Raw genomic sequence first — 24845 nt, forward strand, 5'->3', positions numbered from 1 at the left:
TAGCGCTGCTACTGTCTGCGCCCAAACGCCTAGCTGCAGATCGCCATGCTGCGTCGAGTTGCGCTTCTGGCGCTTCTCTGCCAACAACAAAAAAACCCGGCAGATGCGAATCTGGCGGGTTTTTTGTTGCTCACTGCATTCAGGTTGCTACTGTTTTAATAGCTATATATTCATATCCTACGAGGACTAGAGCATTATTTACTTTGGATTCAGTTGGAAATCGCCTCAACAAACCCAAATTGGGTAGAAATATGCTCCTGCAATTGCTGGGCCGACTCAAACTGCACCGCGTGCCAGCCCTGGGCGCGGGCGGCCATCACGTTGGCCAGCAGGTCGTCGATGAACAACGTCTGTGCGGGGTTCAGCGCGTAGCGGGATTGCAGCAACTGAAAGATTGCGGGGTCGGGCTTGTTGTGTTGCACGTCGCCGGAGAAGAGGCCGCCGTCAAAGCACCGCAAAAAAGCATGTCGGCGCTCCAGTTCGCGGGCGTAGGGTTCGGGCATGTTCGACAGGTAGTACAAGCGTAATTCAGATTGGTGGCTGCGTAGTGCGTGCAACTGCGCCAGCAGCGCCACGGTCTGCGGTATGGGCTGCAGGCGGTCGCCGATGCTCTCAACCAACGCTCGCAACGCCTGGGCATCCAAACCCAGGCGCTCCGAGGTACGCGCGATCACCACATCCATGGCTAGCAAGCCCTGGTCAAAGCTGCTCCAGTCTGCGTGGGAAAACACCGCGCGCGCCAACTCAGCCGCAGCCTCGGCGGTACCCGCCTGCTCAGGAAAGCACTCGGCAATCAACTCGGCTGGCTTCCACGTGAACAACACAGCGCCAAAATCAAATACGAAATTCATGCAGATTTTTTCTCGAATGCTTGGGCCTTGATGGCCCGCGTCAATGCGGCTTTCAGACCCGCCGGCTGGGTGCGCGCAATGCGCACGGTGGGGGTGTCATGCCAGGCCGCACAGTCGGCAATAGCCCCAGCCACGGCCTGCACCTGGTCCTCGCTCCACTTCTTGCCCGCTTGGGCATGCAGGGCCTTGACCTCGAACACGCCCTCGGCCCGGTGCGCCTTGGCGTCCAGGCGGCCGATCAGTTCGCCCTGGCACAGGATGGGCAGCACAAAGTAGCCATAGGTGCGCTTGGCCTCGGGCGTGTAGCACTCCAGCCGGTAGTCAAAATCAAACAGACCGGTGCCACGCTCGCGGTCCCAGACCACCGGGTCAAAGGGCGACAGTAGCGCGGTGTGCGTGGCCTCCAACTGGCCTTTGGCCGCCTTCTTCAGCAGCGCGCGGTGGTCGTGGTGCACGTAAGCCGGCGCATCCCAGCCCTCCACCGCTACACGCAGCACGCGGCCGGCATCCACCAGCGCATCCAGATCGGCGTCCTTCAAGCGCGGCTTGATGCGGAAGTAGTCATGCACCCAACGGGCCTGCGTGATGCCCAGCGCGGCGATGGAGCGCTCGATAAATTGGTCGTGGATCTGCTGTGCATCCAGCGCCGCGGCAGCGGCCTCCAACGCCAGCGCCGCTGGAGCAACACGCTCGCTGAGATCGTAGACACGGTGGAAGTTGTCGCGCCGCGCCACCATCAGCTCGCCGCTGGCAAACAAGGCCTCCAGCCAGCGCTTCTCGTCCTTCCAACCCCACCAGGCGCCGCCTTGCCCTTCGGTGCGCTCGAAGTCGGATGACTTCACCGGCCCTTTGTCGCGGATATGGGCCAGCAGCTTGTCCAGATGCGGTCGGTGGGATGCCTGCGTCTTTTGCCCATTGGCCAGCCCCCAATGGCTGCGCGCGCTGCGGTTGTAGGTGCGGTGCAGCAGCAGGTCGTCCGCCGGCGCAAAGCAGGCCTCGTGGGCCCAGGTCTCGAAAACATGGCCAGCAGCCAGCGTGTCCTCCAACCAGTTGCGGGGGTAATGCCCCAGCCGAGAGAACAGCACCAGATACGGACTGCGCGCCACCACATGGATGGTGTCGATCTGTAGCAAGCCCATGCGCGCAACCGTGGCCCGTAACGCCGCGCGCGTAGCAGTCTTGGCGGGAGGCACCAGCAAACCCTGTGCTGCAAGATGCAGCGCCCGCGCCTGCTGGAGCGCGAGCATCATGACCGAAGGCGCTGCAGGAGGCCTGCCGTAGACCCATCAAGCCCCGTGGCATCGCCACTGAGCAGACGGGCTTCCACATCCTTGGCCAAGACCTTGCCCAGCTCCACACCCCACTGGTCAAAACTGTTGATGCCCCATATGGAGCCACTGACAAACACGCGGTGCTCTTGCAAGGCGATCAAGGCGCCCAGCGTCGTGGGCGTCAACTCGTCCAACAGCAGGAAGGTGCTCGGCCGGTTGCCTGTGAAGTATTTGTGCCCTCCAGCAACGTCCTTGCCCACCATCAACGCCTGCGCCTGCGCCAGCACATTGGCCAGCAACAGCGTCTGGTGGCCGGGCAGCACATGGCGCGCCTTCTTGACCGCGACGAACTCCACCGGCACCACATCGGTCCCCTGGTGCAGCATCTGGAAGTAGGCATGCTGGCCATTCGTGCCCGGCTCGCCCCACAGCGCGGGCGATGTTGCAAACGGCAGGGCCTCGCCGGCAGCGTCCACGCGCTTGCCGTTGCTCTCCATCTCCAGCTGCTGCAAGTAGGCCGGATACCGCTTCAACGCCGGGTGGTAGGGCGCAATGCTGCGGCTGGTGAAACCATGGAAATTGCGGTACCACACATCCAACAGCCCCAGGCGTACCGGCAGGTTGTTGGCCAGCGGCGCGGTGCGGAAATGCCCGTCCATGTCATGCGCACCGGCCAGGAAGGCGCGGAAGCCTTCCGGCCCAATCGCAATCGCCAACGGCAGGCCGATGGCCGACCACAGCGAATAACGGCCGCCCACCCAATCCCAAAAACCAAAGGTGGTGCTGATGCCAAAGGCTTGGGCCGCTTCTACGTTCGTCGTCAGAGCTGCAAAGTGCCGCGCTGTATCCGTGCCGCCCTGCGCCGCGAACCAGGCCTTGGCCGAGCGGGCATTGGTCATGGTCTCGATAGTGGTGAAGGTCTTGCTGGCGATCAGAAACAGCGTGTTCTCGGGCTTGAGTGTCTGTAGCACCGCGTCCAGCTCATGGCCATCGACGTTGGATACGAAATGGAAACGCTTGCCTGGAATCACAAACGCATCCAGCGCCAGCACCGCCATCTGCGGGCCCAGGTCCGAGCCGCCGATGCCAATGTTGACGACGTCGGTGATGGCGGCATCGTCGCGCACACTTTGCGCATAGGCCAGCATGGCATCCAGCGTGGTGTGCACCCGGGTCAATTCGACCGCTACGCTTTTAATAGCTTTACCGTCAGCATTGGTGAGGGCTAGCGGCGGATTTCGCAAAAGCCAATGCATCACTGCACGGTTTTCGGTGCTGTTGATGGCCTCGCCGGCAAACATGGCGTCGCGGTGCGCTTCCACGCCGCATTCGCGCGCGAGTTGCAGCAGCAGGGCTTCGGTGTCGGCGTCCAGCAGGTTCTTGGACAGGTCCGCAAACACATGGGGGGCAGACTGGCTAAAACGCGCAAAACGCTCCGCGTCACTGGCAAAGGCTTGGCGCAGGTCCAGCGCGCGGGCGCCGTTGGCAAAAGCGGCTTCTAGCGCACCCCAGGCGGCGGAGCGGTCACAACGTACACGGGTCATGGGGGCAAATTTCCAGAACTTGGGAAGGGGTTTAGGCAGCCAGCATCAGCTGTTCCAGCTTGACGGCATCGACACAGAAAGCGCGGATGCCTTCGGCCAGCTTCTCGGTGGCCATGGCGTCTTCGTTCAGCGCGAAGCGGAAACCGGCCTCGTCGTAGTGCACTTGCTGCAGGTCCAGCTGCTGGGCACGGGTGGCGTCCAATGCCTGCGTCAAGGGTGCCTCGGTGGCGGCCAGAGTGGCCAGCAGGTCGGGGCTGATGGTCAGCAGGTCACACCCCGCCAGCGCGGTGATCTGGCCCACATTGCGGAAGCTGGCGCCCATGACTTCGGTGGCAATGCCGAACTTCTTGTAGTAGTTGTAGATCTGGGTGACCGATTGCACGCCGGGGTCGTTGGCACCAGCGCGCTCGGCCTCTACCCACGCAGCGCCGGCGGACTTCTTGTACCAGTCGTAGATGCGACCGACAAAGGGCGAGATCAGTTGCACCTTGGCCTGGCCGCAGGCTACGGCCTGGCAGAACGCAAACAGCAGCGTCAGGTTGGTGTGGATGCCTTTGCGCTCCAGCTGCTCGGCGGCCTGGATGCCTTCCCAGGTGGCTGCGACCTTGATCAGTACGCGGTCGATGTGGATGCCTTGCGCCTGGTACAGCTCGATGAGGCGCTCACCGCGCGCCACGGTGGCGTTGGTGTCGAAGCTCAAGCGGGCGTCGACTTCGGTGGACACACGGCCGGGGATGATGGACAGGATTTCACACCCAAAACGCACCAGCAGGCGGTCCATAGTTTCATCTAGCGGCCGGTCGCGGAACTGGGCAACCGTGTCCTTGAGCAAAGGCGCGTAATCCGGCTTCTGGACCGCCTTGAGGATCAGCGAGGGATTGGTGGTGGCGTCCTGTGGCTGGAAGGCGCTGAGTTGCTTGAAGTCGCCGGTGTCTGCCACGACGGTGGTAAGGGCTTTGAGTGCGTCGAGTTGATTCATGGGTTGAATTATCTGTGAAACAAAGTTACATTACTGCGTCTTCTTTCATGTAACTCAAAAATTTTTCTTCTATGAGCTTTGATCTTGTCTTGTTCGGTGGCACGGGTGATCTGGCCTGGCGCAAACTCATGCCTGCACTGTTTCAGGCATTTCGCCATGGCTCCCTGCCCGAGGGCGGACGCATCATCGGCGTCGGCCGGGATGACCTCAGTGCGGAGCAATACAGAAGCCTGATCCAGTCGCGTTTTGACAAGGTGGATCTCTCGAAACGCCCCAGTGCGGAAGAATTTGCCCGTTTTGCGGCCCTGCTGGAGTTTGTCCGCATGGACCTCTCCAAGCCCGAGGATTACGCCAACCTGGCCAGCACACTGCAAGCCCGCAATGCCAACACCGTGGTCATGTACCTGGCCACTGCGCCCAGTCTGTTTACGACGATTTGCGAGCAACTGGCCGCTGCCAAGCTGAACACGCCGCACACCCGCATCGTGCTGGAGAAGCCGCTGGGCCACGACCTGGCATCCAACCGCGCCATCAACCACACGGTGCGCCAGTATTTCGAGGAAAAGCAGGTCTTCCGCATCGACCACTACCTGGGCAAGCCCGCGGTGCAGAATCTCTTTGCGCTGCGTTTCGGCAATGCACTGTTTGAACCGCTGTGGCGCCGTGAGCACATCGCCAATATCCAGATCACGATCTCCGAAGAGCTGGGTGTGGAGAAGCGTGGCGCCTTCTACGAGACCACCGGCGCGCTGCGCGACATGGTGCAGAACCATGCGCTGCAACTGCTGTGCGCCATCGGCATGGAGCCGCCCATCAACTCGCATGCGGATGCCATCCGCGACGAGAAGCTCAAGGTGCTGCGCTCGCTGAAGCCCTGGACCCAAGAGTCGTTGGTGCAAGATGTGGTGCGCGGGCAATATTCCAGTGGCAGCATCGATGGTGCCAAGGTGCCGGGCTACCGCGAAGAGTTGGGCGTCAACCCGCAAAGCAATACCGAGACCTTTGTCGCACTGCGCACCGAGATCGCCAACTGGCGCTGGGCCGGTGTGCCGTTCTATATCCGCACCGGCAAGCGCCTGGCGGAGCGCGATGCGCACATCGTCGTCAACTTCCGGCCGACCCCCCACGCGATTTTCAATTCCCAAGTGGGTGTTGCCAACAGCTTGGTAATCAACCTGCAGCCTAAGGACGGGCTGGAGCTGCACCTGTTGGCGCAAGGCCAAAACAACCGCCAGGCCAAGGCCGGTGCCGCGCAGGCACTGGTGCCCGTGCAACTGGATCTGGACTTTGACAAACGCTTTGGTTCCGAGCGGGTAGGCGCCTACGAGCGCCTGCTGCTGGACGTGATTGATGGCCGCCTGAACCTGTTTGTGCGCAGCGATGAGCAGGAAGAAGCCTGGCGCTGGGTTGAGCCCATCATGAACCACTGGGCCAGCGATGCCCAAGGTCCGCGCCTGTATGCGGCTGGTAGTTGGGGGCCTAGCGCATCGAGCGCTATGATTGCGCGCGATGGCTATTGCTGGTCTGAAGAAAGCTAAACAGAGATGAAATCCCCCGCTTGTAGCTCTGCCTACCGCCTTGGTAGCCGCTTGCCATGCTAGACCGCATCCAGGCCGCTCTGCCCTCATTGGCGCCAGCGGAACAGCGCGTGGGCAAGCTGTGCCTGGCCGACCCGCGTGCCTTTGCGAAACTACCCGTCAGCATGCTGGCCGACCGTGCCCACGTCAGCAAGCCCACCGTGGTGCGCTTCTGCCGCAGCGTGGGGTACGACGGCTTGGCCGATTTCAAGCGCAAGTTGGCCGGTACCGTCAACGAAGGCGTGCCCTTCATTCACCGGAGTGTGGACACCGACGACAAGACCTCAGACGTCATGGTCAAGGTCATCGACAACACGGTGGCTGCCTTTTTGAAATACCGCAATGAAGCCAGCACCATTGCGCTGGAAAAGGCCGTGGTGGCCCTGATGGCGGCCTACGATGGCAAACACCGCATCCAGTTCTTCGGTGTCGGCAACTCCGGCGTCGTGGCGCAGGATGCGCAGCACAAATTCTTCCGACTGGGTGTACACACCGTGTCTTTCAGCGATGGCCACATGCAGGTCATGAGCGCTTCCACGCTGGGGCCGGGTGATTGCGTCGTGGTCATCAGCAACTCGGGCCGCACACGCGACCTGATGGATGCCTGCGATATTGCCCGCAAGAATGGCGCTACCACCATTGTCATCACGGCCAGTGGCTCGCCCTTGGCCAGTGCTGGCCACATACACCTGAGTGCCGACCACCCGGAGAGCTTTGACAAATACAGCCCCATGGTCTCCCGCCTGCTGCATCTGATGATCATCGACATTTTGGCGACCTGTGTGGCCTTGCGCATAGGCGGTGGCACGCTGCAACCCCTGTTGCGCGAAATGAAGGGCAACTTGCGCAGCAAGCGCTACACCTGACGCAATAGCGCTAACTTCCATTACTCAGCGCTCAATACTCCGCAAATGACAAAACCCCCGCTACGTTGCCGTAGCGGGGGTTTTTGACTTTAAACCGTCAGCTGGCATAAGCCAGCGTCAGATTAGAAGTTCATGCGGATGCCAACGCCGTAGATGTCTGCATCAACAGCGGACTTCACAGCAGCAGCGCCAGAAGGCAGCTTGTTGGACTTACCGTCACGACGGTAGTCAGCGTACACAGTGGTGCGCTTGCTCAGGCTGTAGCCAGCGTACACCAGGTAGTCGGTGTCGTCAAAGCCGGTGTCTTGAGCGATGTCAACTGTGAACTTCCAAGCGCCAACTGGGATGGAGGCACCCAGAGACCAACCTTGGGAAGGACCAGCGGAATCTTGCCAGCTACCAGCCAACACGAAGGAACCGAAGTTGTAGCTAGCACCCAGGGAGTAGTTGCCGTCGGTGGAAGCACCGGCTGCAACCTTATCGTTCTTCCAGTAGGACAGGCCAACAGCCAAGGGGCCGCCGGAGTACACAGCGTTCATGTCGAACTTGCTGCCCAGGCCACCGTTTTCGATGCCGTCGATTTCAGTGATGTAACCGAATTGAGCTGTGAAACCACCCAGGTTAGGTGTGGTGTAGCTGAATTCACGGCTGTTACGCGAACCGGCACCAGCGAAACCGAATTGGTTAGCCACTGCGGAGAAGTTAGCAGCGCCAGTCAGTTCCCAAGCAGCAACGCCGAAGAAGGAAGGAGACAGAGTACGGCCAGCCTTGATACGGCCGAAACCACCGTCCAGAGCCAAGTAAGCGTAACGAGCGTCAGCAGTAGTTGTACCACCGGTGGAGTAGTCGATGTTTTGTTCGAATTGGGCAGTAGCCTTCAGGCCGCCACCGAGGTCTTCAACAACCTTGATGCCCCAACGGCTGTTGCCGTCGTTGTGCAGGTCGTTGGTCTTCATGTTCAGGTCGCTCTTCACGCCAGGAACGTTGCCGATAGCGCCCAGCGAAACGTCAGCCACGCCGTACAGAGTTACTTGCGCCATCGAGGCGCTGGAAGCGGCCAGAACGGCCAAAGCGATGAGGGTTTTTTTCATTTCGGGTTTCTCAAAAAGGTTAAACAGCGGGCTCAGGTCCAAGGGGATCGGAACCCCGGGCCAACCTCCTAGTTCAGGAAGTTGGGTCTATTGCACCAGACCCATGCCGGTTTGGCAAAGCATTGACCCCAAAAAGGCCGGAAAAACCCGAAATCCAAGGGCTTCCGTTGCAGGGTTGCAACAATTTGTTTCCCCTGTCCAACACCGCAATCGCGCTAGACTGACGGCTTGATCTTTTTACGGAGTTCCCCCTATGGATTCGCTGCTAAATGCCGCCGATTCCGCCCTGCGAACCCTGTTCGCCCGACCCCATGCGGCCCAAGCCTGTCCCACCCTGGCGGACCAGGCAACCGAGCTGGATTCCGCGGAAAGCCGCGCCTCCGCTGCATTGATGCGGGTTAACCATGTGGGCGAGGTGTGCGCCCAAGCGTTATATACGGCTCAGGCGCTATCTACCAGCAATCCGGCGCTGCGTGCGCATTTCGCGCAGGCCAGTGTGGAAGAAACCGACCATCTGGCCTGGACGGCCCAGCGTTTGGCCGAGTTGGATGCCCGACCTTCCCTGCTCAATCCGCTGTGGTACGCCGGCGCCTTTGGTCTGGGGCTATTGGCAGGCCGGCTGGGAGATAAAGTCAGTCTAGGTTTTGTAGTGGAAACAGAAGTCCAAGTTGGCGCTCACTTGCAAAGTCATTTAGAGCAATTGCCGCCGGGTGACCATGCCTCCCGCGCCATAGTGGCGCAGATGCGGGACGACGAATTGGCCCACGCCCAGGCCGCCCGAGACGCCGGGGCGATGGAATTGCCACAGCCCGTCAAAGACATGATGCGGGCGGCAGCCAAGGTCATGACGACAGTCGCGCACCACGTTTAAACGCCCGCTGAGGCCACCGGCTTAGGCCTCCAGCACCTCAAAACTGGTCGTGATCTCTGCTGTCTTGGCCAGCATGATGCTGGCGGAGCAGTATTTTTCGTGGCTCAGCGCCACAGCCCTCTCCACAGCCACCGCTGGCACGCCCTTGCCGGTCACGGTGAAATGCATGTGGATTTTGGTGAACACCTTGGGCTCGGTCTGGGCACGTTCGGCGGAGAGCTTGACGCTGCAACCCTTCACGGCATGGCGGCCGCGCTTCAATATCAGTACGACGTCGTAGGCCGTACAACCGCCTGTACCGGCCAACACAGTTTCCATAGGCCTGGGCGCCAGGTTTTGCCCCCCGTTTTCCGGCTTGTCAACATCAGGGGCTCCGTCCATAACCAGCGTGTGGCCGCTACCCGTTTCGGCCACAAAACCCATGGCCGAGCGTGTGTTTGAGCCCCCGGTCCAACTAACAGTGCATTCCATGTTCTCACTCCTTGGCGTACGTCGCAAACCGCATGCGCGGCATGGCGGCGATTATCATGCGTCAACACTTGCCGCTGCGCCATGACGACCAAAACACACAAACACCTGAAGCCTGACGATTACCTCCGAAAGATCCTGACTGCCCGCGTTTACGATGTCGCCATCGAGTCGGCACTGGACCCCGCCAAGCAATTGGGCAAGCGCCTGCATAACACCGTGCTGCTCAAGCGCGAAGACCAGCAACCGGTTCGCAGCTTCAAGCTGCGTGGCGCCTACAACAAGATGGCTCAGCTCAGCGCTTCGCAGTTGTCCAAAGGTGTTATTTGTGCTTCGGCCGGCAACCATGCCCAGGGCGTAGCACTGAGCGCACACAAGCTCGGCACGCGTGCCGTCATCGTGATGCCCACGACAACGCCCCAGGTCAAGGTAGACGCGGTGCGCGGCTTTGGCGGCGAGGTGGTTTTGCATGGCGACAGCTATTCAGACGCCTATGCCCATTCGCTGACCCTGCAGCAAAAGCAGGGGCTGACCTTTGTCCACCCTTTTGACGATCCCGATGTGATCGCCGGGCAAGGCACCATCGCGATGGAATTGCTGCGCCAGGTGCAGGCGCTGCACAAGCGTGGCGCTGCCAGCACCCAAGACACGACGGCCCGCCCCGCGCTTGACGCCGTGTTTGTCGCAATTGGTGGTGGGGGTCTGATTTCCGGTGTGGCGAATTACATCAAGGCCGTGGATCCGCGCATCAGGGTCATCGGTGTACAAACCAGCGACTCCGACGCGATGCTGCAATCGGTGAACGCCAAGAAACGCGTGACGCTGAACGACGTGGGTCTGTTTGCCGATGGCACGGCTGTGAAACTGGTCGGCGAAGAGACCTTTCGCATTACGCGCGGATTGGTCGATGAATTCATCGTTGTGGATACCGACGCGGTGTGTGCGGCCATCAAAGACATCTTTGTTGACACCCGCAGCATCGTTGAACCCTCGGGTGCCATGGCTGTCGCCGCCGTCAAACAATACGTGATTACGCACAAGACCAAAGGCGAAACGTACGCGGCCATTTTGTGCGGCGCCAATATGAACTTTGATCGTCTGCGCTTTGTCGCCGAGCGGGCCGAAGTGGGCGAGGAACGCGAGGCCTTGTTTGCCGTCACCATCCCTGAAGAACAGGGCAGCTTCAAACGCTTTTGCGGACTGATCGGTGAGTTGCCAGGTGGCCCACGCAACGTGACCGAGTTCAACTACCGCATCAGTGACTCGGCCAAGGCCCATGTGTTCGTGGGACTGACCACGCACGGCAAGGGCGAGTCGCAAAAAATTGCCGCGAATTTCACCAAACACCAATTCGCCACACTCGACCTGACGCACGACGAACTGGCCAAGGAGCATATTCGCCACATGGTGGGCGGCCATTCTGCGCTGGCCCATGACGAACGCCTCTTGCGCTTTGTGTTTCCCGAGCGGCCCGGTGCCCTGATGAAGTTCCTGAGCCTGATGCGCCCCGGCTGGAACATCAGCCTGTTCCACTACCGCAACCAAGGCGCGGACTATGGCCGCATCCTGGTCGGGCTGCAAGTGCCCAAGGCCGATGACAAGGCCTTTGCCAAGTTCCTGCAGACCCTGGACTACCCCTACGTGGAAGAGACCGACAACCCGGTGTACCGCATGTTTTTGCAGAGCTGACATGGGCATTTCTCTGGACGGTAAATTGGTGGTGGCGATATCCAGCCGCGCCCTGTTCGACTTCGAAGAAGAAAACCAGGTCTTCGAAGAGAACGACGACCGCGCCTACATGGAGCTGCAGCGCCAGCGCCTGAATGTGCCGGCCAAGCCCGGCGTGGCATTCTCGCTGGTGCAGAAGCTGCTGGCCTTCAACGAAACCCCTTCGCAGCGTGTGGAGGTGGTCATCCTCTCGCGCAACGACCCGGTCAGCGGCATGCGGGTGTTTCGCTCCGCCCAACACTACGGTCTGTCCATCCAGCGCGGCAATTTCACGCGGGGTGAATCACCCTGGCGCTACCTCAAGCCCCTGCATGCCAATTTGTTTTTGAGCACCCACCTCAGCGATGTTCGTGCGGCGTTGGCCGCTGGCGTACCGGCGGCTCAGGTGTACCCGCACAGCGCCCATGCCAGTGACGCGCACCCCACCGAAGTGCGCATTGCCTTTGACGGTGACGCCGTGCTGTTCAGCGACGAGGCTGAGCAGGTCTACCAAAGCGGCGGCCTCTCTGCCTTCCAGCAGCACGAGCAGGAACACGTGGCCCAGCCCCTGCCCGATGGCCCCTTCAAGCCCCTGCTGGTGGCACTGCACCGCATGCAGCAGGCCAACATTCCGCACATGCGAATCCGTACCGCCTTGGTCACCGCGCGCAGTGCACCAGCACATGAGCGTGCCATCCTCACGCTGATGAACTGGAACATCGACGTGGACGAGGCCATGTTCCTGGGCGGCCTGGACAAGGGCGAATTCCTGCGTGAATTCGAGCCTGATTTCTTCTTTGACGACCAGACCGGCCACATCGAATCGGCAGCGCGGCACGTGCCATCGGGCCATGTTGTCAGCGGCGTACGCAACGGTTAGCGGGCGTTCCCGGCGCCGGCTGTAGCGACGGGCTAAAGCGGGGGTAAACCTTTGTAAAGGCTGCACCAGCGGTCGTCTGCCCGGCGTGTAATCGCGTTAGGCCATAACGTTTGACGACACGACGGAAGGACAAGCCCATGATGACCCACAACACCTCTGCCGCTACGCCGTCTCTGTCCCGCCGCAAGCTGTTGTTGCACACACTGATAACTTCAACCAGCCTGGGCTTCAACCTGGCATTTGCGCAAAATGCCACTCGCCCGACAGCACCATCCGAGCTTACGCCCCAAGCCCAGGCCTGGCGGGCCATGAGCCGTGTGGGATATGGTCCCAGTGCCGCGCTGGTGCAAGCTGTTCAAGTCGCCCCCAATGCGCGTACTTGGGCGCTGCAGCAAGTGGACGCCGCCTTCGCCGCCAGCCAGCAGGCGCCCCGCATTGCCCCCGAGTTGGCCGATTTCAATGCGCCGTTGCAACGCATCTACGAGGGCTTTCGCAACGAGCGCGAATCGCGGGCCAAGAACCGCGCCAAAGCACAAAATGCCGAAGAACCCATGCAGGCCAGGCGCATGGACTTTTCCGAGCCTCGGGATGTCGAGCACTTCAGCCGTTTGCTGATGCAGCAGGCGGCCGCTTGGCGGCTCAGCAGTTGCAGCCAACCGGAGCAGGAGAGTCCACTGCTGGCACGCATGACGGAGTTCTGGTTCAACCACTTCAACGTCTACAGCGGCAAGGGTGCCGTGCGCCCCTTCACCGGCCATTACGTCGTCAACGTGGCGCGGCGCCATGCCCTGGGCCGGTTTGAAGACCTGCTGCTGGCCAGCGCCCGCCACCCCGCCATGCTCCTTTATCTGGACCAGGCCCAGAGCGTGGCCGATGGCACGCAGGGGCCGCAAGGCAAATCCCGCGGCCTCAACGAAAACTACGCCCGTGAACTCATGGAGTTGCATACGCTGGGGGTAGACGGTGGTTACAGCCAGACCGATGTGCGCGAACTGGCCCGCGTGCTCACGGGTTGGACGGTTGCACGCGATGACGCCTCGGGCTTTCGTTTTGCACCCCGCCTCCATGATCGCAACAGCAAACAGGTGCTGGGTCAGCGCTTTCCTACAACTGGGGCGCGCAGTGGCGTGCTCGAGGGCGAAGACGCCATCCGCATGCTGGCGCGCCATCCATCCACGGCCAAGCGCATCAGTCTGCGACTGGCCCAGTTTTTTATCAGTGATCAACCGTCACCCGAGCTGGTGCAGCGCCTCAGCCGCAGTTTCACCGCCAGCCAAGGCGATCTTCGCACCGTCATGCGCACGCTGCTGGATTCCCCTGACTTCTGGTTGGCAGAAAACCGCCTATTCAAGACACCGATGGACTATGCCTGCTCAGCTCTCACCGCGACCCAAGGCGCTGCCCAGGAGCATATAGGCGAAGAGTCTTATCGACGCAACATCGTGCTGACGCTGGGCTTTCTGTCGAATGCCGGTCAACCCGTACACGGCTGGCAGACACCGGACGGCTACAAGTTCGATGCCGCCACCTGGCTGGTGCCCGAAGCACTGACCCGCCGCGCCGACTACGCCCTGGGAATCGCACGCAAGGCACCGGACCTGGATTTTTTGACGCCCTACCTCAGCGCCGCCACGCGCGATGCCGTCGCCAAAGAGGCCCCAGGTCTGCGCCCGGGGCTGGTACTGGCCAGCCCCGACTTCATGTACAAGTGAAAGGCCCAACACTATGTCCACCCGCAACACCACACGGCCCGCATCCAACCCAGCCCCATCGCGCCGCCTGTTTTTGCAGGCAGCGACTGGCACCTGCGCCGCCTGGGCCACACACGGCGCATGGGCTCAAGGCAACGAAAAACACAACAGCGGCGGCCGTCTGGTGCTGGTGTTCTTGCGCGGCGCCTACGATGGCCTGTCCGCCTTGGTGCCGCATGGCGACCCCAACTACTACGCGCTGCGCCCCAGCATTGCGATTCCCAAACCCGATGGTGGCAACCAAACCGCGCTGGCATTGGACAAGCAATTCGGCCTGCACCCTGCCATGGCAGCCCTGCTACCGCTATGGCAACAGGGCGTACTGGGCGTGGTGCCTGCTGCCGGCTCACCCGATGCAACACGCTCCCATTTCGATGCCCAGCACCACTGGGAAACCGGCATCCCCGGCAGGAGCAGCCACGCCGATGGCTGGATGAACACCCTCGCAGGCTTGCAGAGCGACACGCGGCCCAACCTCACCACAGCCAATGTGCCACGCACGAATGCCATGGCAGTGGGCGTTGGTGAGGCCAACCCGCTGATATTGTCCGGCGGCGCGGCCGTACAACTGGTGCCCAAAGGGCAAGCCGCAACCCGCCAAGGTGCCTTGGGCGATCAGCGCACGCGCGATGCCGTGCTGCACCTGTATGCGGGCGACGACGCGTTGTCGCGCAGCTTCCGCGCCGGCGCGGACAGCCGCACGCAAACCGCTACGACGCTGAGCATGGATGCCGATGGCCATGCCATGGACAGCGCACAGATGCTGGCGGCCAACAATGGGGCAGGCCCCGCCCAGGGCTTGCTATTGGACGCGCAGCACCTGGGCACTCTGATGCGCCAGAACAAGCGCCTGCGCCTGGGCTTTTTGTCGGCTGGTGGTTGGGACACGCACGCCAACCAGGGTAATGTCACCGGCGCCCTGGCCAACAACCTGGGCAATCTGGCTGCCAGCCTGGTGCAATTGCGCCGCGACTTCTCCCAACCCAATGATCTGGTCATGGTCTGCAGCGAGTTTGGCCGCACCACCGCGGAAAACGGCACCCGCGGCACCGACCACGGCCACGGCAATGCGCTGTGGATCATGGGCAACAAAGTCAAAGGTGGACGCTGGCATGGTGCCTGGGATGGGCTGGCCCAAGGCAATCTGCATGAGGGCCGCGACCTGCCGGTGCGCCATGACTTCCGCGCGGTTTTCGCCCAGGTGCTGCGTGCCAACCAAGGCCTCAGCGCGGCCGAATTGGACAAACTTTTCCCCGGCTTTGGCTGGGATAAATCGCTGGACGGTTTGATGCAGGCCTAGGGCCTTTTCAGATCAGCCTTTGGCGGTCAACGCCACAAAGCCGGCGAAGCCCTTGGCCCGCAATTGGCAGGCCGGGCATTCGCCACAGCCATAGCCCCAGGCGTGGCGGTGCTCGCGGTCACCCAGGTAGCAGGTGTGGGTGTGCTCCACCACCAAGTCAACCAGGGCCTGTCCACCCAGTTGGTGGGTCAGTGCCCAGGTCGCGGCCTTATCAATCCACATCAGCGGTGTTTCGATCAAAAACCGCTTGTCCATGCCCAGCGACAGCGCCAATTGCATGGCCTTCATCGTGTCGTCACGGCAATCGGGGTAGCCGGAGAAATCGGTCTCGCACACACCGGTGACGATGACTGGCAGATCACGCCGGTAGGCCACCGCCGCCGCCAGCGTCATGAACAGCAGGTTGCGCCCCGGCACAAAGGTATTGGGCAGGCCGGTGCTTTCCATCTGGAATGCGGTATCACGTGTCAGCGATGTTTCGCTGACTGCGCCCAGCACGGCCAGATCCAGCATATGGTCTTCGCCTAGCTTGTGAGCCCACTGCGGGAACTGAGCCCGTATTTCGCGCAGCACCACGAGACGCGCTTCCAGCTCCACGCTATGGCGTTGGCGGTAGTCAAAACCAATGGTTTCAACCCGTTCGTAGCGTTGCAGGGCGTGGGCCAGACAGGTCGTGGAGTCCTGGCCGCCAGAAAAGAGAACAAGGGCGCTGGTGTGCATGGCCCCGATCTTAAAACACGGCGCCGCCGGGCCGTAGCCCAGCCGCGTCAAATGCGCTCGTTCTTTTTGATGGTGTTGTGGTCGTAGACCAGCACGGCCTTGGCAAAGTCACCCGGGGCATCCGTCGCGGTGGCGGGCACCGGCTGGGTCACTTGGTCATGCACCTGGTCCAATTGCACGGCGCTGGCACTGGCCGTCCACAGGTGCTGGATGTGTTCCATCAGCACCTTGTACATGGGTTTGGGTGGCGGGTCCTCCACCTTTTCCGGAGCGGGCCGGTGGATGGTCCAGTCCTTGGGTGCTGTAGCGGCTTCAGAGCCATGCCTGCCGGGATCCGACACACTGGTGTAAACGGGCTCGCCTTCGGTTGTCTTCAGCGCCGGATTCACCATGTCTACGACGCTGGGCACCGGCTGCAAGGAGGGGTGTGCACTCACCGCCGGGTTGACCGGGGCAACCGGTATCACCCTGTTTGCCCCAGCCGAAGCCACATCTGCGCCGCTAGGCCGCAGATTGGGGGTTCGATCGATGGTTGGCAACTGCATTTTGGTTAAGGCTTTGGGCCCCTCACTTACTTTTCTTCGTAGACGTATGTTTCTTAACGGCAGATTTAGAGGGTTATTTAGGCCTATTTCTAAAAAATGTTGAAAAAAGTTTGGATGCCAATACTCAGCCCTCCAATTTGCACCATATTGGTGCAAACTGTGATTGCGGCAGCGGCGGGATAAAGGCCAAGTGCGTCTGGTACACATACTTTCTCCACAATTTCTGGCCAAACTTCAGCGGTCACCCATTACGCCCAGCACCGAACCCGCTATGAGCACCACCCTCCATCCGCCAGTCCTCGCAATGCTTGCCCTGGTTTTGCCCACTGTTGCCTCTGCACAGCCCGCAGTGCTGCGCGATGACCCAAAGCGCCCCGTCACAGAGATCAGCCGCGATCTGAATGTGCAGCCGAAACAATTTAGGCAGTGCTTTGCCGGCGTCTCGCCTAGCCCGGCGGGCCACAACCCCACCGCAAACCGCGTCCACGACAACAAGGCCGTGCTGCTGGCCTGCCTGCAAAAAGCCAACCCGGCCATCACCAACACCACGCTGGACACCGTCATGGACCACTACCGCCCCGGCGGCCACGCGGCACAAGAACCCACCCGCTAAACGAATGGTCTGACCACTAGCCCCATTAGCGGTAGACCCCCACGAACCGGTCCAGAATCGCCGCGTGGTCTTCAAATAGCTTGTCTTCCAGGCCGGGGAGTTCATCCAGCGGCACCCACTTGGCCTCCTGGGCATCGTCCGCACCGTGGATCTCCGGCAGCCGGATGGCGCCCAGATCAAAGTGGAAGGCATGGGTGATCAACCGTCCGCGTGGGCTGCGCAGCGGGTGGTCAAAGACCTGGCTGGCCTTCAAGGCTTGGCGCATCGTGGAGTCCAGCGTCTTGAAGCCCGTTTCCTCATGCAGTTCGCGCAGGGCCGCGGTGTAGAAGCGTTCGTCTTTCTCCACAAAGCCACCCGGCAAGGCCCACAGCCCATTGCCCACATCACCGCCCCGGCGCACCAGCAGCACGTGGCGGTTAGCCACCAATACGGCATCGGCCGTCAGGTAGACATCGGCCGACCACCGCTTGCGGTACTGCACCACCGTGGCCTGCTCCACCGCCCTCTGGGCATAGACCGGTAAGCGGGCCCAGGCCTGCAAATAGGCCAGCACGGACGCACTGACATGGGGGCGCAGCACGGCCAAGCGCGCGTCTGGGTCTGTCCCTTCAAAGAACACATTGCGCAGGGCCGTGGCGTCGATGTCATGCACCTGCTCCACCGATTGCCAATCCCAACTGGGGAAATGGTCCAGGTAGTAGCTAGTGTGGTCCTTCTTGAAGCCGATCAGGCTGACCCGACCCTTGCCACCCGTGAGCTGTTGCACACCTTCGCGCACCGCTGCATTCCAGCGGTCATCGTCGTAGTAGTCCCGCACCGGCAGAAACTTCACACGGCCTGCATCCGCCTCGGACAGCGTGGCCTGCACCATAGCCTGACGTTCCTCCCAGTTGAAGGGGTTGCGCACATCCCGCGCGCGGAAGGCCGACCCGATCACCACGATGACTTGCTCTGCGGCAGCCAACGCAGCCTGCAACAGTGTTTCATGGCCCTTATGGAAGAGTTGCCAGCGGCCAACGATGACGGCGGTGGAGGATGTGTCTTGCATGGTCATGTGCCTATCGATGGTTCAAAGTCTCAAGCGTACTGGACCGCGGCAATCGGCACTTGGCGGCCACTGCCAAAGGCCCTGCCGCGTACCCGCAGCACTGGCGGCGCCTGCCGCCGTTTGTACTCATTGCGGGCAATCATCTTCTGGATGCGGGTGATCAACGCATTGCCCTCCGGCGTGGCATGCAGCTGCGCCACTTGCACTTCTGCATGGGCGCGCTCCCACAGCGGCAGGCGCTCACCCTCGATCAGTATCTTCAAAATTTCATCCAGCACCTCATACGGCGGCAGGCTGTCCGTATCTTTTTGCCCGGGCGCCAGTTCGGCCGATGGCGGCTTGTCGATGATGGCCGCAGGAATCAGCTCGCGGCCAGCCGTGGCATTGATGTGGCGGCACAGCGCAAAGATTTCAGTCTTGTACAAATCGCCAATCAATCCCAGCCCGCCATTGGTGTCGCCATACAGCGTGCAATAGCCCACCGACACCTCGCTCTTGTTGCCCGTGGTCAGTAGCAGGTGACCGAAGCGGTTGGAAAACTCCATCAGCGTGGTGCCGCGCACGCGGGCCTGCAGGTTCTCCAACGGCAGGCCTTGCAAGTCCTCGCCAAACGCCGTCGCATAACCGGATTCAAACGCCGAGACAATGGCCTTGATGGGGTGCTCGATCAGGCGAATGCCCAGGTTGCGGCACAGCACGGCTGAATCCGACACGCTGCCCTCACTGGAGAATTTGGATGGCATCGTGATGCCCACCACGTTCTCCGCGCCCAGCGCCTCCACCGCCAGTGCCAGTGTCAATGCCGAGTCGATGCCGCCCGACGAACCCACCACCGCCTGCGTAAAGCCACAGCGCCGCGCATAGTCCTTCAACCCCAGCACGATCTGCTGGCGGTAGAACTCCAGGGTTTCCAAACCCTCCTTGGATACGGTAGGCAAGGCGGCTCCATCGCCCTGCGCGAAGGTCTGCGTAACCGGATCAAAACGGAGCGTGGTCACGTCTTCCACAAAGCGATGGGCTTCATACACCACCATGCCATTGGCATCTACGGCGAACGACGCACCGTCGTACACCAATTGGTCGTGGCCACCGACCTGGTTCACATACAGCAGCGGCAGCTTGTGCCGGGCGCAGGCCGAGCCAAATACCGTGTGGCGTTGCTCGCGCTTGCCCACATTGCTGGGGCTGGCGTTGATGGAGACCACCACGTCGGGCGCTGCATCGGCCAGGCGCTGGAATGGGTTGACGAGGTAGTCCCGGCCCTCGTCGTTCCAGCCATCCTCGCAAATCATCAGCCCAATCTGCACATCGCCCACGCGCAGCACACGGGCTACATCGGGGCCGGGCTCGAAGTGGCGACGCTCGTCGAAGATGTTGTAGGTGGGCAGCAACTGCTTGGCGTATTGCAACACCACCTCACCATTCTTCAGCACCAGCAGAGCATTGTGAAAGGCCTTGCCAATACCGGCGCGGCGCACCGGTGCACCCACCACCCACAGCAGCTTGGGCGTCTCACGCGTGGCCGCCTGCAATTGGGCTAAGCCCTCTTCCACGCGGGCCTGAAAGCCCGCATCATCCAACAGGTCGCCCGGGTAATAGGCGGTCAAGCTCATCTCGGGGAAGACCACCAAATCGGCCTGCGCATCGCGCGCCTGGCGCGCGGCACGCAGCATCAAGGCAATATTGCCAGTGATGTCGCCGATGGTGGGATTGATCTGGGCACTGGTGATGCGCAACATGGACAGCTCTCCCCTCTATCAGTCGTTCTTGTTGAAGACCTGGCGCAGGTAGGCCAGAAAGGTCTGGTCATCGCACAGCGTCTTGCCCGGCGCATCTGACAGCTTGGCCGTAGGTTGGCCATTGCAGTTGACCAGCTTCATGACAATGTTCAAGGGTTTGAGCCCCGTATCGTTGCTCAGGTTGGTGCCGATGCCAAAGCCCGTCTGCACCCGGTCACCAAAGTGGCGGTGCAGCAGCAGCGCGGTCGGAACATCCAGCCCGTCGGAAAACACCAGACGCTTGGCGTGTGCATCCAACCGCAACTTGGCATAGTGGGCCAGGGCCTTTTCGCCCCACACGACCGGGTCGCCGCTGTCGTGGCGCAGGCCGTCGAACAGCTTGGCGAAATAGAGGTCAAAGTCGGCCAAGAAGGCATCCATGCCCACCACATCCGTCAGCGCCACACCCAGGTCACCGCGGTACTCCTGCACCCACGACTCCAGCGCCGCCTTTTGAAAGCCCCTGAGTTGCACGCCCGTGGCCTGGAAGGTCTGCAAGTATTCATGCGCCATGGTGCCAATGGGGACCAAGCCCAGCTTCTTGGCCAGGTAGACATTGGATGTGCCCTTGAAGAACTGCGGCACCTCGCGCGCCAGGGTGGTGGCAACTTCTTCTTGCCAGGCGCCACTGAAGCGCCTGCGCACGCCAAAATCAAAGAACTCGAACGGATGGCGTCGCGCCGGGCTGCTGATGGCGTAGTCGCGCAGCAAAGCGATCTTGGCCTGCAAGCGCGCGCGGCCCTCCGCCAACGCGGCCTCCCGTTGTGCGCCCTGGGCCATGCGGCGGAAGTACAGTTCGTTGATGATGGCCAGCACATAGATCTCAAAGCCCATCACATGCACCTGCGGGCCCTTGGCCACGACCAGCAGCGTATCGCCCTGCGTGCTGACGGTGATGAAGCGGCGTTGGAACTGGAACAGCCGCAGAAAGTCGATGTAGTCCGACGAGATGTAGCGCAGCGCGCCCAGGTAGGCCAGTTCGTCATCGGTGAATCGCAAGGCGCACAGCGCATCCAGTTGGGCGTTCACATCGGCAGCCAGTTCGGCCAGCGGAAAGGCCGGCGCATTGCGGCACACAAAGCGGTACTCGGCCTGGTTGGTCGGCATGGAGTGCAGCATGGGCTGCTGCATCGTGAACTTGTAGAGGTCGGTCTCCAGCAAACTGTGTATCACTGGCTGGAACGACTCTGGCTTGGCGGTCATTTTCAACTCCTGAAAACGGTTGGCGATTCAACGACGCTGGCCGAACGGTAGCACTTGTTCGCTTACATGTTCGGTTTGCGTCCTTGAAAGGGATTGTAGCCTAGTTAATTGCATTTTGCAATTAACTATTTTCACACCCCTTAAACACCCCAAAGAGGACTACGATGCGACCCACGTTCTATGACAAACCCCTCACTCGTTCGCATAGGCCTGGTGCCAGGCAATGCCTTCTGCGCCATCGTGGACCCCAGCGGCCAGCAGCCCTTGCGCGTGGAGTGGGATGCCGACGCGCAACCCGGTGGTGACGCGCGCAGCCGCCTGGACGCCGCGCTGAACCAGCATGCCCATCAGCGGCGTGATGGCGCCACGCTTGAGATCTGCGTGGGCGACTGCGTGGTGGCCCGAATCTGCGAACAGGGCTTGGTGCACGACCACCGCCCCTTGACCGCCTTTGGCGCTCGCTTCCTCGCCGAGAACGGCGTGCCCTTGGCCGGGGGGCCGCTGCACATGCCCCTGGGCGCGGAGGCGGACGCACTCCGCCGACTACGCACCGACCTGCACAGCCACTTCGCAGGTTGCCTGTCCGGCCACGATCTGGTCGAACTAGGCCTGGCCATCGATGCGGTAATCCCGCAGGGCACCTTGGCACAGGCCGGCATCTTCTGTGAAAGCGACCTGCCGCTGACCCAACTGCAAGCCACCGCACGCGACCGCCTGGCCTGCGCACTGGATATCCCGCTGGACCGCCAGGTCACCTTCCTGGACATGGAACGCCTCTACGCCCTGCGTGCGCCGTTGACGCGGCATCCGGCACTGTTCACGCCGCAGCTGTGGCGCATTGCCCAGCGTGCCGCCGAGGCGGGCGTCACCTACACCGAGTTGTCCCTGTCCAGCGTCCTGGAGCCGGCCCAGCTCAGCCAGGCACACACCGCGCTACCGGCCATTGAAGCCCGCTGGGGTGTGGGCATCCGCTTCCTGGTTGCGCTGTCGCGCCACGACGATCTGGAGTGGGACCTGGACGTGCTGCGCCGCGTGGACGCCTGCCTGGGCAGCCGCGCGATTGTGGGTGTGGACTTCATGGGCCATGAAACCAATTCCACGCGCGCCTTCCTGCCCCAGCTGCAGGCGGCCGCCGCACTGGCAGCCCGGCGTGCAGGCTGGGTGGTGCGGGTGCATGCGGGCGAGAACCCAGCGTTTGCCGAGAACGTGCGCGAGGCCGTAACCGCGCTACGCCCCTGGGTGCAAGACCATGGCCTGGAGCTGCGCATAGGCCATGGCCTCTATGGCGTGGACGATGCCGTCTTGGCCGACGTGGCCGCCCTGTCCTCGGCCCTGCACCCCACCGGTGGCCGTGCGGTCTTTGAATTCAATCTGACCAGCAACCTGGCCCTCAACAATATCCGCACCACCTTTGACGTGCCGCTGCGCCGTGTATTGGACGCGGGCGTGGACGTGGTGCTGGGCACCGATGGGCAAGGCCTGTACCGCACCCATGTGCAAGACGAGGCCCAAGCCGCCCGCGCCACCGGCATCGATGAGGCCGCCATAGTCCGCATCGCGGCCACCGAGCAGCGCCTGTTGGCCCGCAAACGCGCCGAGCAAGCCGCACTGCCGGAGTGGGCCTACTTTGTGGTGCCCGCACCCACCGCGCCCCTGCACTACACCGAGGCCGTAGCCGCCCACAAACGCGCTCAGCAGGCAGCCGCCCAGGCCGCATTGCACGCCCATCTGCAGGCCCTGGCCATTCCCCTGTTCGACGCCGCTGGGCTGCGCGCCCACCTGGCCCGCAGACCCGTGCTGAACCTCGCCGGCGCCTGGCGCAATAGCTATGCCCAATTCAGCACAAACGACACCGAGCGCCTGCAAGCCTTCTTCCAAATCCTGCTGGCCGGAGTGGCCCAACTGGGCGGCACCATCCTGACCGGCGGCACGCGCGACGGCGTGGAGGGCCTGCTGCACCGCTGTGCCCAGGCCATGCCGGCACCGCGCGCCGAAGTCATCGCCCTGGTCAGCGCCAACGTGCCGCTGGAGAGCCTGGACGCGCACGGTTTGGCCGGCCTACATGTGGTATCGCAAACGTTGTACGACAAGGCCGCCCCGCTGTACGCCCTGGTGCAGGAGTGCCGTGGCTTGGCGCTGTTCGTCGGCGGTGGCGTCATCGTCGGCGATGAAATCCAGGCCGCCCGCAACCTGGGCCTGCACTACTGCCTGCTGGCCGACCTGCCGGGCGCCGCTGCCCGCGCCGCGCAGATGGACGCCGCCCACAGCGTCGCACTGCACCCGCCCGAACAGGCCGCACAGCAGGTGCTGCAGTGGCTGCGTGCCGGCCCGCGCCGCGAGCAACTGTTCCACGCTGGTGCCAACGACGCGGTCGATATCGTGGTGCTGCGAGACGGAGCACCCGGGCAGGCAGAGCCCGAGCTGCTGCTGGTGCGCCGCCACGATGACGCCCCGGCGGAGAACGGCCGCTTCGCGCTGCCCGGCGGCTTTGTGCTGCCGGGTGAATCTCTGCCAGCCGCCGCCGTGCGCGAGCTGACCGAGGAGACCGGCCTGCGCATCGCGCCAGAGGCCTTGCAAGCGATCGGCACCGTAGAGGGCAACGGCCGCGACCCGCGTGACACCGCCGAGCGCTGGGTGCGCTCCCACCTGTTCCGCGTGCGCATCCACGCGCCTGAGCACCGCAGCACCACGACGCTGGTCGCTGGCACCGACACATCCCGCGCCTTCTTTGTGCCTCTGTCGCGCCGCCCACAGTGTCTGGCGTTTGACCACGACACACTGCTGGCCATGGCGCTCAGCGGGGCGTAAAGCCCTGCACAGGCGCAGACCCCAGGCGTTCGCCCAGGTAGTCCACAAACACCCGCACCTTGGGTGACAAATGCCGGCTCGATGGCCACAGCGCCCTGAACTGCCCCCCTGCACTGAGTTGCTCTTCCAACACCGGCTGCAACTGCTTGTCCGCCAGCAGGGGCGCGACCAGAAAATCCGGCACGCAGGCGATGCCCAGGCCCCGCAGCGTGGCGTCCAGCACCGCTTCCATGTTGTTGCAGGCCAGCACGGTCCGCAGCCGGGGCGGCGCAACGCCGATGTTTTGCAGCATGGGCCAATCCAGCACCTTGCCCGTATCGGGGTGGCGAAAGCGGACCGTGGCATGCCGCTCCAGATCCCGCACGGCTGAGGGCGTGCCCTGGCGCGCCAGATAGGCAGGCGACGCGCACAGCAACAGGCGAAAGTGGTTCAAGGGCCGCGAGACCAGGCGTGAGTCGGGCAAGTCGCCGCTGCGTATGGCCACATCCACCCCGTCGGCAATCAGGTCGATAGCCCGGTCACTGAAGTTGATGTCCAGCTCCACTGCAGGGTGCCGTGCCAGAAAGTCGGGAACCACCGGCATCAAGAATTTGTAGCCGATCAGCGGCGCGCTCACACGCAGCTTGCCGCGCGGCGTCTCGCTGGCCTGGGAGAGCATGGCCTGGGCATCGTCCAGATCGTCCAGGATGGCGCGGCAGCGCTCGTGGAACAGGCGGCCCTCTTCCGTCAACTGGATGCGGCGCGTGCTGCGCTGCAGGAGCCGCACCCCCACCTCTTGCTCCAGGCGCACAACACTTTTGCCAACCGCCGACGCCGATATCTCCAGCGCCCGCCCGGCCGCGACGAAGCTGCCCAGATCGGCCACTTTCACGAAGGCCAGCAGGCCGCTCAGTTTGTCCATAGCAGAAAGAGTCCTTTGCGTTGATTACGGAATATTGCTCCGTTATGAATGGATTTTTTGCCATTCAAACAGC

The 24845-nt window shown here is 62.3% G+C and carries 21 protein-coding genes; 9 read left to right on the forward strand and 12 right to left on the reverse strand.

Annotated elements, in window-relative coordinates:
* Window positions 1–209: 209 nt before the first annotated feature.
* Genes AC07OO_RS11880 through tal form a run of 4 tightly spaced genes read right to left on the reverse strand, consistent with a single transcriptional unit; the run spans window position 210 to window position 4645 of the window.
* A complete protein-coding gene (locus AC07OO_RS11880; RefSeq protein WP_495082313.1) occupies window positions 210–851 on the reverse strand; it encodes an HAD family hydrolase in 642 nt (213 codons plus the stop codon).
* On the reverse strand, window positions 848–2101 hold the full coding sequence (locus AC07OO_RS11885; RefSeq protein WP_495082314.1) for a winged helix-turn-helix domain-containing protein: 1254 nt from the start codon (window positions 2099–2101) through the stop codon (window positions 848–850). Before AC07OO_RS11885 ends, AC07OO_RS11880 begins: the two co-directional genes overlap by 4 nt.
* Window positions 2098–3666 carry a glucose-6-phosphate isomerase gene (gene pgi, locus AC07OO_RS11890; protein ID WP_495082315.1) on the reverse strand — a complete coding sequence of 523 codons (1569 nt, stop codon included), beginning with the start codon at window positions 3664–3666 and terminating at the stop codon, window positions 2098–2100. Before pgi ends, AC07OO_RS11885 begins: the two co-directional genes overlap by 4 nt.
* A gap of 31 nt (window positions 3667–3697) precedes the next feature.
* Window positions 3698–4645 (reverse strand): transaldolase, encoded by a 948-nt coding sequence (tal, locus tag AC07OO_RS11895; protein ID WP_495082316.1) that lies wholly within the window; start codon window positions 4643–4645, stop codon window positions 3698–3700.
* Between the two features lie 71 nt (window positions 4646–4716).
* Here tal and zwf point away from each other — a divergent pair, with 71 nt between their 5' ends.
* Both zwf and AC07OO_RS11905 read left to right on the forward strand, forming a co-directional pair.
* Window positions 4717–6183, forward strand: a complete 1467-nt coding sequence (gene zwf / locus AC07OO_RS11900) for a glucose-6-phosphate dehydrogenase (protein WP_495082317.1) — start codon at window positions 4717–4719, stop codon at window positions 6181–6183.
* A gap of 56 nt (window positions 6184–6239) precedes the next feature.
* A complete protein-coding gene (locus tag AC07OO_RS11905) occupies window positions 6240–7088 on the forward strand; it encodes a MurR/RpiR family transcriptional regulator (protein WP_495082318.1) in 849 nt (282 codons plus the stop codon).
* Between the two features lie 122 nt (window positions 7089–7210).
* Here the strand turns inward: AC07OO_RS11905 and AC07OO_RS11910 are convergent, their stop codons facing one another.
* Window positions 7211–8179: a porin gene (locus tag AC07OO_RS11910; RefSeq protein WP_495082319.1), complete on the reverse strand. Its 969-nt coding sequence runs from the start codon at window positions 8177–8179 to the stop codon at window positions 7211–7213.
* Window positions 8180–8432: 253 nt separating this feature from the next.
* Between AC07OO_RS11910 and coq7 the strand changes: the two genes are divergently transcribed.
* The gene (gene coq7, locus AC07OO_RS11915) at window positions 8433–9050 is read left to right on the forward strand and encodes a 2-polyprenyl-3-methyl-6-methoxy-1,4-benzoquinone monooxygenase (protein ID WP_495082320.1); all 618 of its coding nucleotides are present in this window, start codon (window positions 8433–8435) and stop codon (window positions 9048–9050) included.
* A 21-nt stretch (window positions 9051–9071) separates the two neighbouring features.
* Here coq7 and AC07OO_RS11920 read toward each other — a convergent pair whose 3' ends face one another.
* Window positions 9072–9521, reverse strand: coding sequence for an OsmC family protein (locus tag AC07OO_RS11920; protein WP_495082321.1), 450 nt, complete (start codon window positions 9519–9521; stop codon window positions 9072–9074).
* 81 nt (window positions 9522–9602) lie between these two features.
* On the opposite strand from AC07OO_RS11920, the gene ilvA reads away from it, so the two are divergent.
* From ilvA to AC07OO_RS11940, 4 genes are all read left to right on the forward strand, one after another.
* Window positions 9603–11207: a threonine ammonia-lyase, biosynthetic gene (gene ilvA / locus AC07OO_RS11925; RefSeq protein WP_495082322.1), complete on the forward strand. Its 1605-nt coding sequence runs from the start codon at window positions 9603–9605 to the stop codon at window positions 11205–11207.
* 1 nt (window position 11208) lies between these two features.
* On the forward strand, window positions 11209–12105 hold the full coding sequence (locus AC07OO_RS11930; protein WP_495082323.1) for a 5'-nucleotidase: 897 nt from the start codon (window positions 11209–11211) through the stop codon (window positions 12103–12105).
* A 137-nt stretch (window positions 12106–12242) separates the two neighbouring features.
* Window positions 12243–13817, forward strand: a complete 1575-nt coding sequence (locus AC07OO_RS11935) for a DUF1800 domain-containing protein (RefSeq protein WP_495082324.1) — start codon at window positions 12243–12245, stop codon at window positions 13815–13817.
* Window positions 13818–13830: 13 nt separating this feature from the next.
* Window positions 13831–15156 (forward strand): DUF1501 domain-containing protein, encoded by a 1326-nt coding sequence (locus AC07OO_RS11940; protein ID WP_495082325.1) that lies wholly within the window; start codon window positions 13831–13833, stop codon window positions 15154–15156.
* Between the two features lie 12 nt (window positions 15157–15168).
* Here the strand turns inward: AC07OO_RS11940 and queC are convergent, their stop codons facing one another.
* Together queC and AC07OO_RS11950 are read right to left on the reverse strand one after the other, a co-directional pair.
* Window positions 15169–15876: a 7-cyano-7-deazaguanine synthase QueC gene (gene queC, locus AC07OO_RS11945; RefSeq protein ID WP_495082326.1), complete on the reverse strand. Its 708-nt coding sequence runs from the start codon at window positions 15874–15876 to the stop codon at window positions 15169–15171.
* A gap of 47 nt (window positions 15877–15923) precedes the next feature.
* The gene (locus AC07OO_RS11950) at window positions 15924–16421 is read right to left on the reverse strand and encodes a hypothetical protein (RefSeq protein ID WP_495082327.1); all 498 of its coding nucleotides are present in this window, start codon (window positions 16419–16421) and stop codon (window positions 15924–15926) included.
* A 304-nt stretch (window positions 16422–16725) separates the two neighbouring features.
* Between AC07OO_RS11950 and AC07OO_RS11955 the strand changes: the two genes are divergently transcribed.
* Window positions 16726–17034: a hypothetical protein gene (locus tag AC07OO_RS11955; protein WP_495082328.1), complete on the forward strand. Its 309-nt coding sequence runs from the start codon at window positions 16726–16728 to the stop codon at window positions 17032–17034.
* A 25-nt stretch (window positions 17035–17059) separates the two neighbouring features.
* Here AC07OO_RS11955 and AC07OO_RS11960 read toward each other — a convergent pair whose 3' ends face one another.
* From AC07OO_RS11960 to pncB, 3 genes are read right to left on the reverse strand one after another with little or no spacing between them, the layout of a single operon-like run.
* Window positions 17060–18082 (reverse strand): bifunctional nicotinamide-nucleotide adenylyltransferase/Nudix hydroxylase, encoded by a 1023-nt coding sequence (locus AC07OO_RS11960; protein WP_495082329.1) that lies wholly within the window; start codon window positions 18080–18082, stop codon window positions 17060–17062.
* A gap of 29 nt (window positions 18083–18111) precedes the next feature.
* Window positions 18112–19821, reverse strand: a complete 1710-nt coding sequence (locus AC07OO_RS11965; protein ID WP_495082330.1) for an NAD+ synthase — start codon at window positions 19819–19821, stop codon at window positions 18112–18114.
* Between the two features lie 18 nt (window positions 19822–19839).
* Complete coding sequence (gene pncB / locus AC07OO_RS11970; RefSeq protein ID WP_495082331.1) at window positions 19840–21063, reverse strand: nicotinate phosphoribosyltransferase; 1224 nt, start codon at window positions 21061–21063, stop codon at window positions 19840–19842.
* 180 nt (window positions 21064–21243) lie between these two features.
* Here pncB and AC07OO_RS11975 point away from each other — a divergent pair, with 180 nt between their 5' ends.
* Window positions 21244–23871 (forward strand): NUDIX domain-containing protein, encoded by a 2628-nt coding sequence (locus tag AC07OO_RS11975; protein WP_495082332.1) that lies wholly within the window; start codon window positions 21244–21246, stop codon window positions 23869–23871.
* On the opposite strand, the gene AC07OO_RS11980 is transcribed toward AC07OO_RS11975, so the two are convergent.
* Window positions 23858–24772 (reverse strand): LysR family transcriptional regulator, encoded by a 915-nt coding sequence (locus tag AC07OO_RS11980; protein WP_495082333.1) that lies wholly within the window; start codon window positions 24770–24772, stop codon window positions 23858–23860. The genes AC07OO_RS11975 and AC07OO_RS11980 overlap by 14 nt on opposite strands.
* Window positions 24773–24845: the final 73 nt, after the last annotated feature.

The organism is Rhodoferax sp. GW821-FHT07G04 (assembly GCF_059418585.1).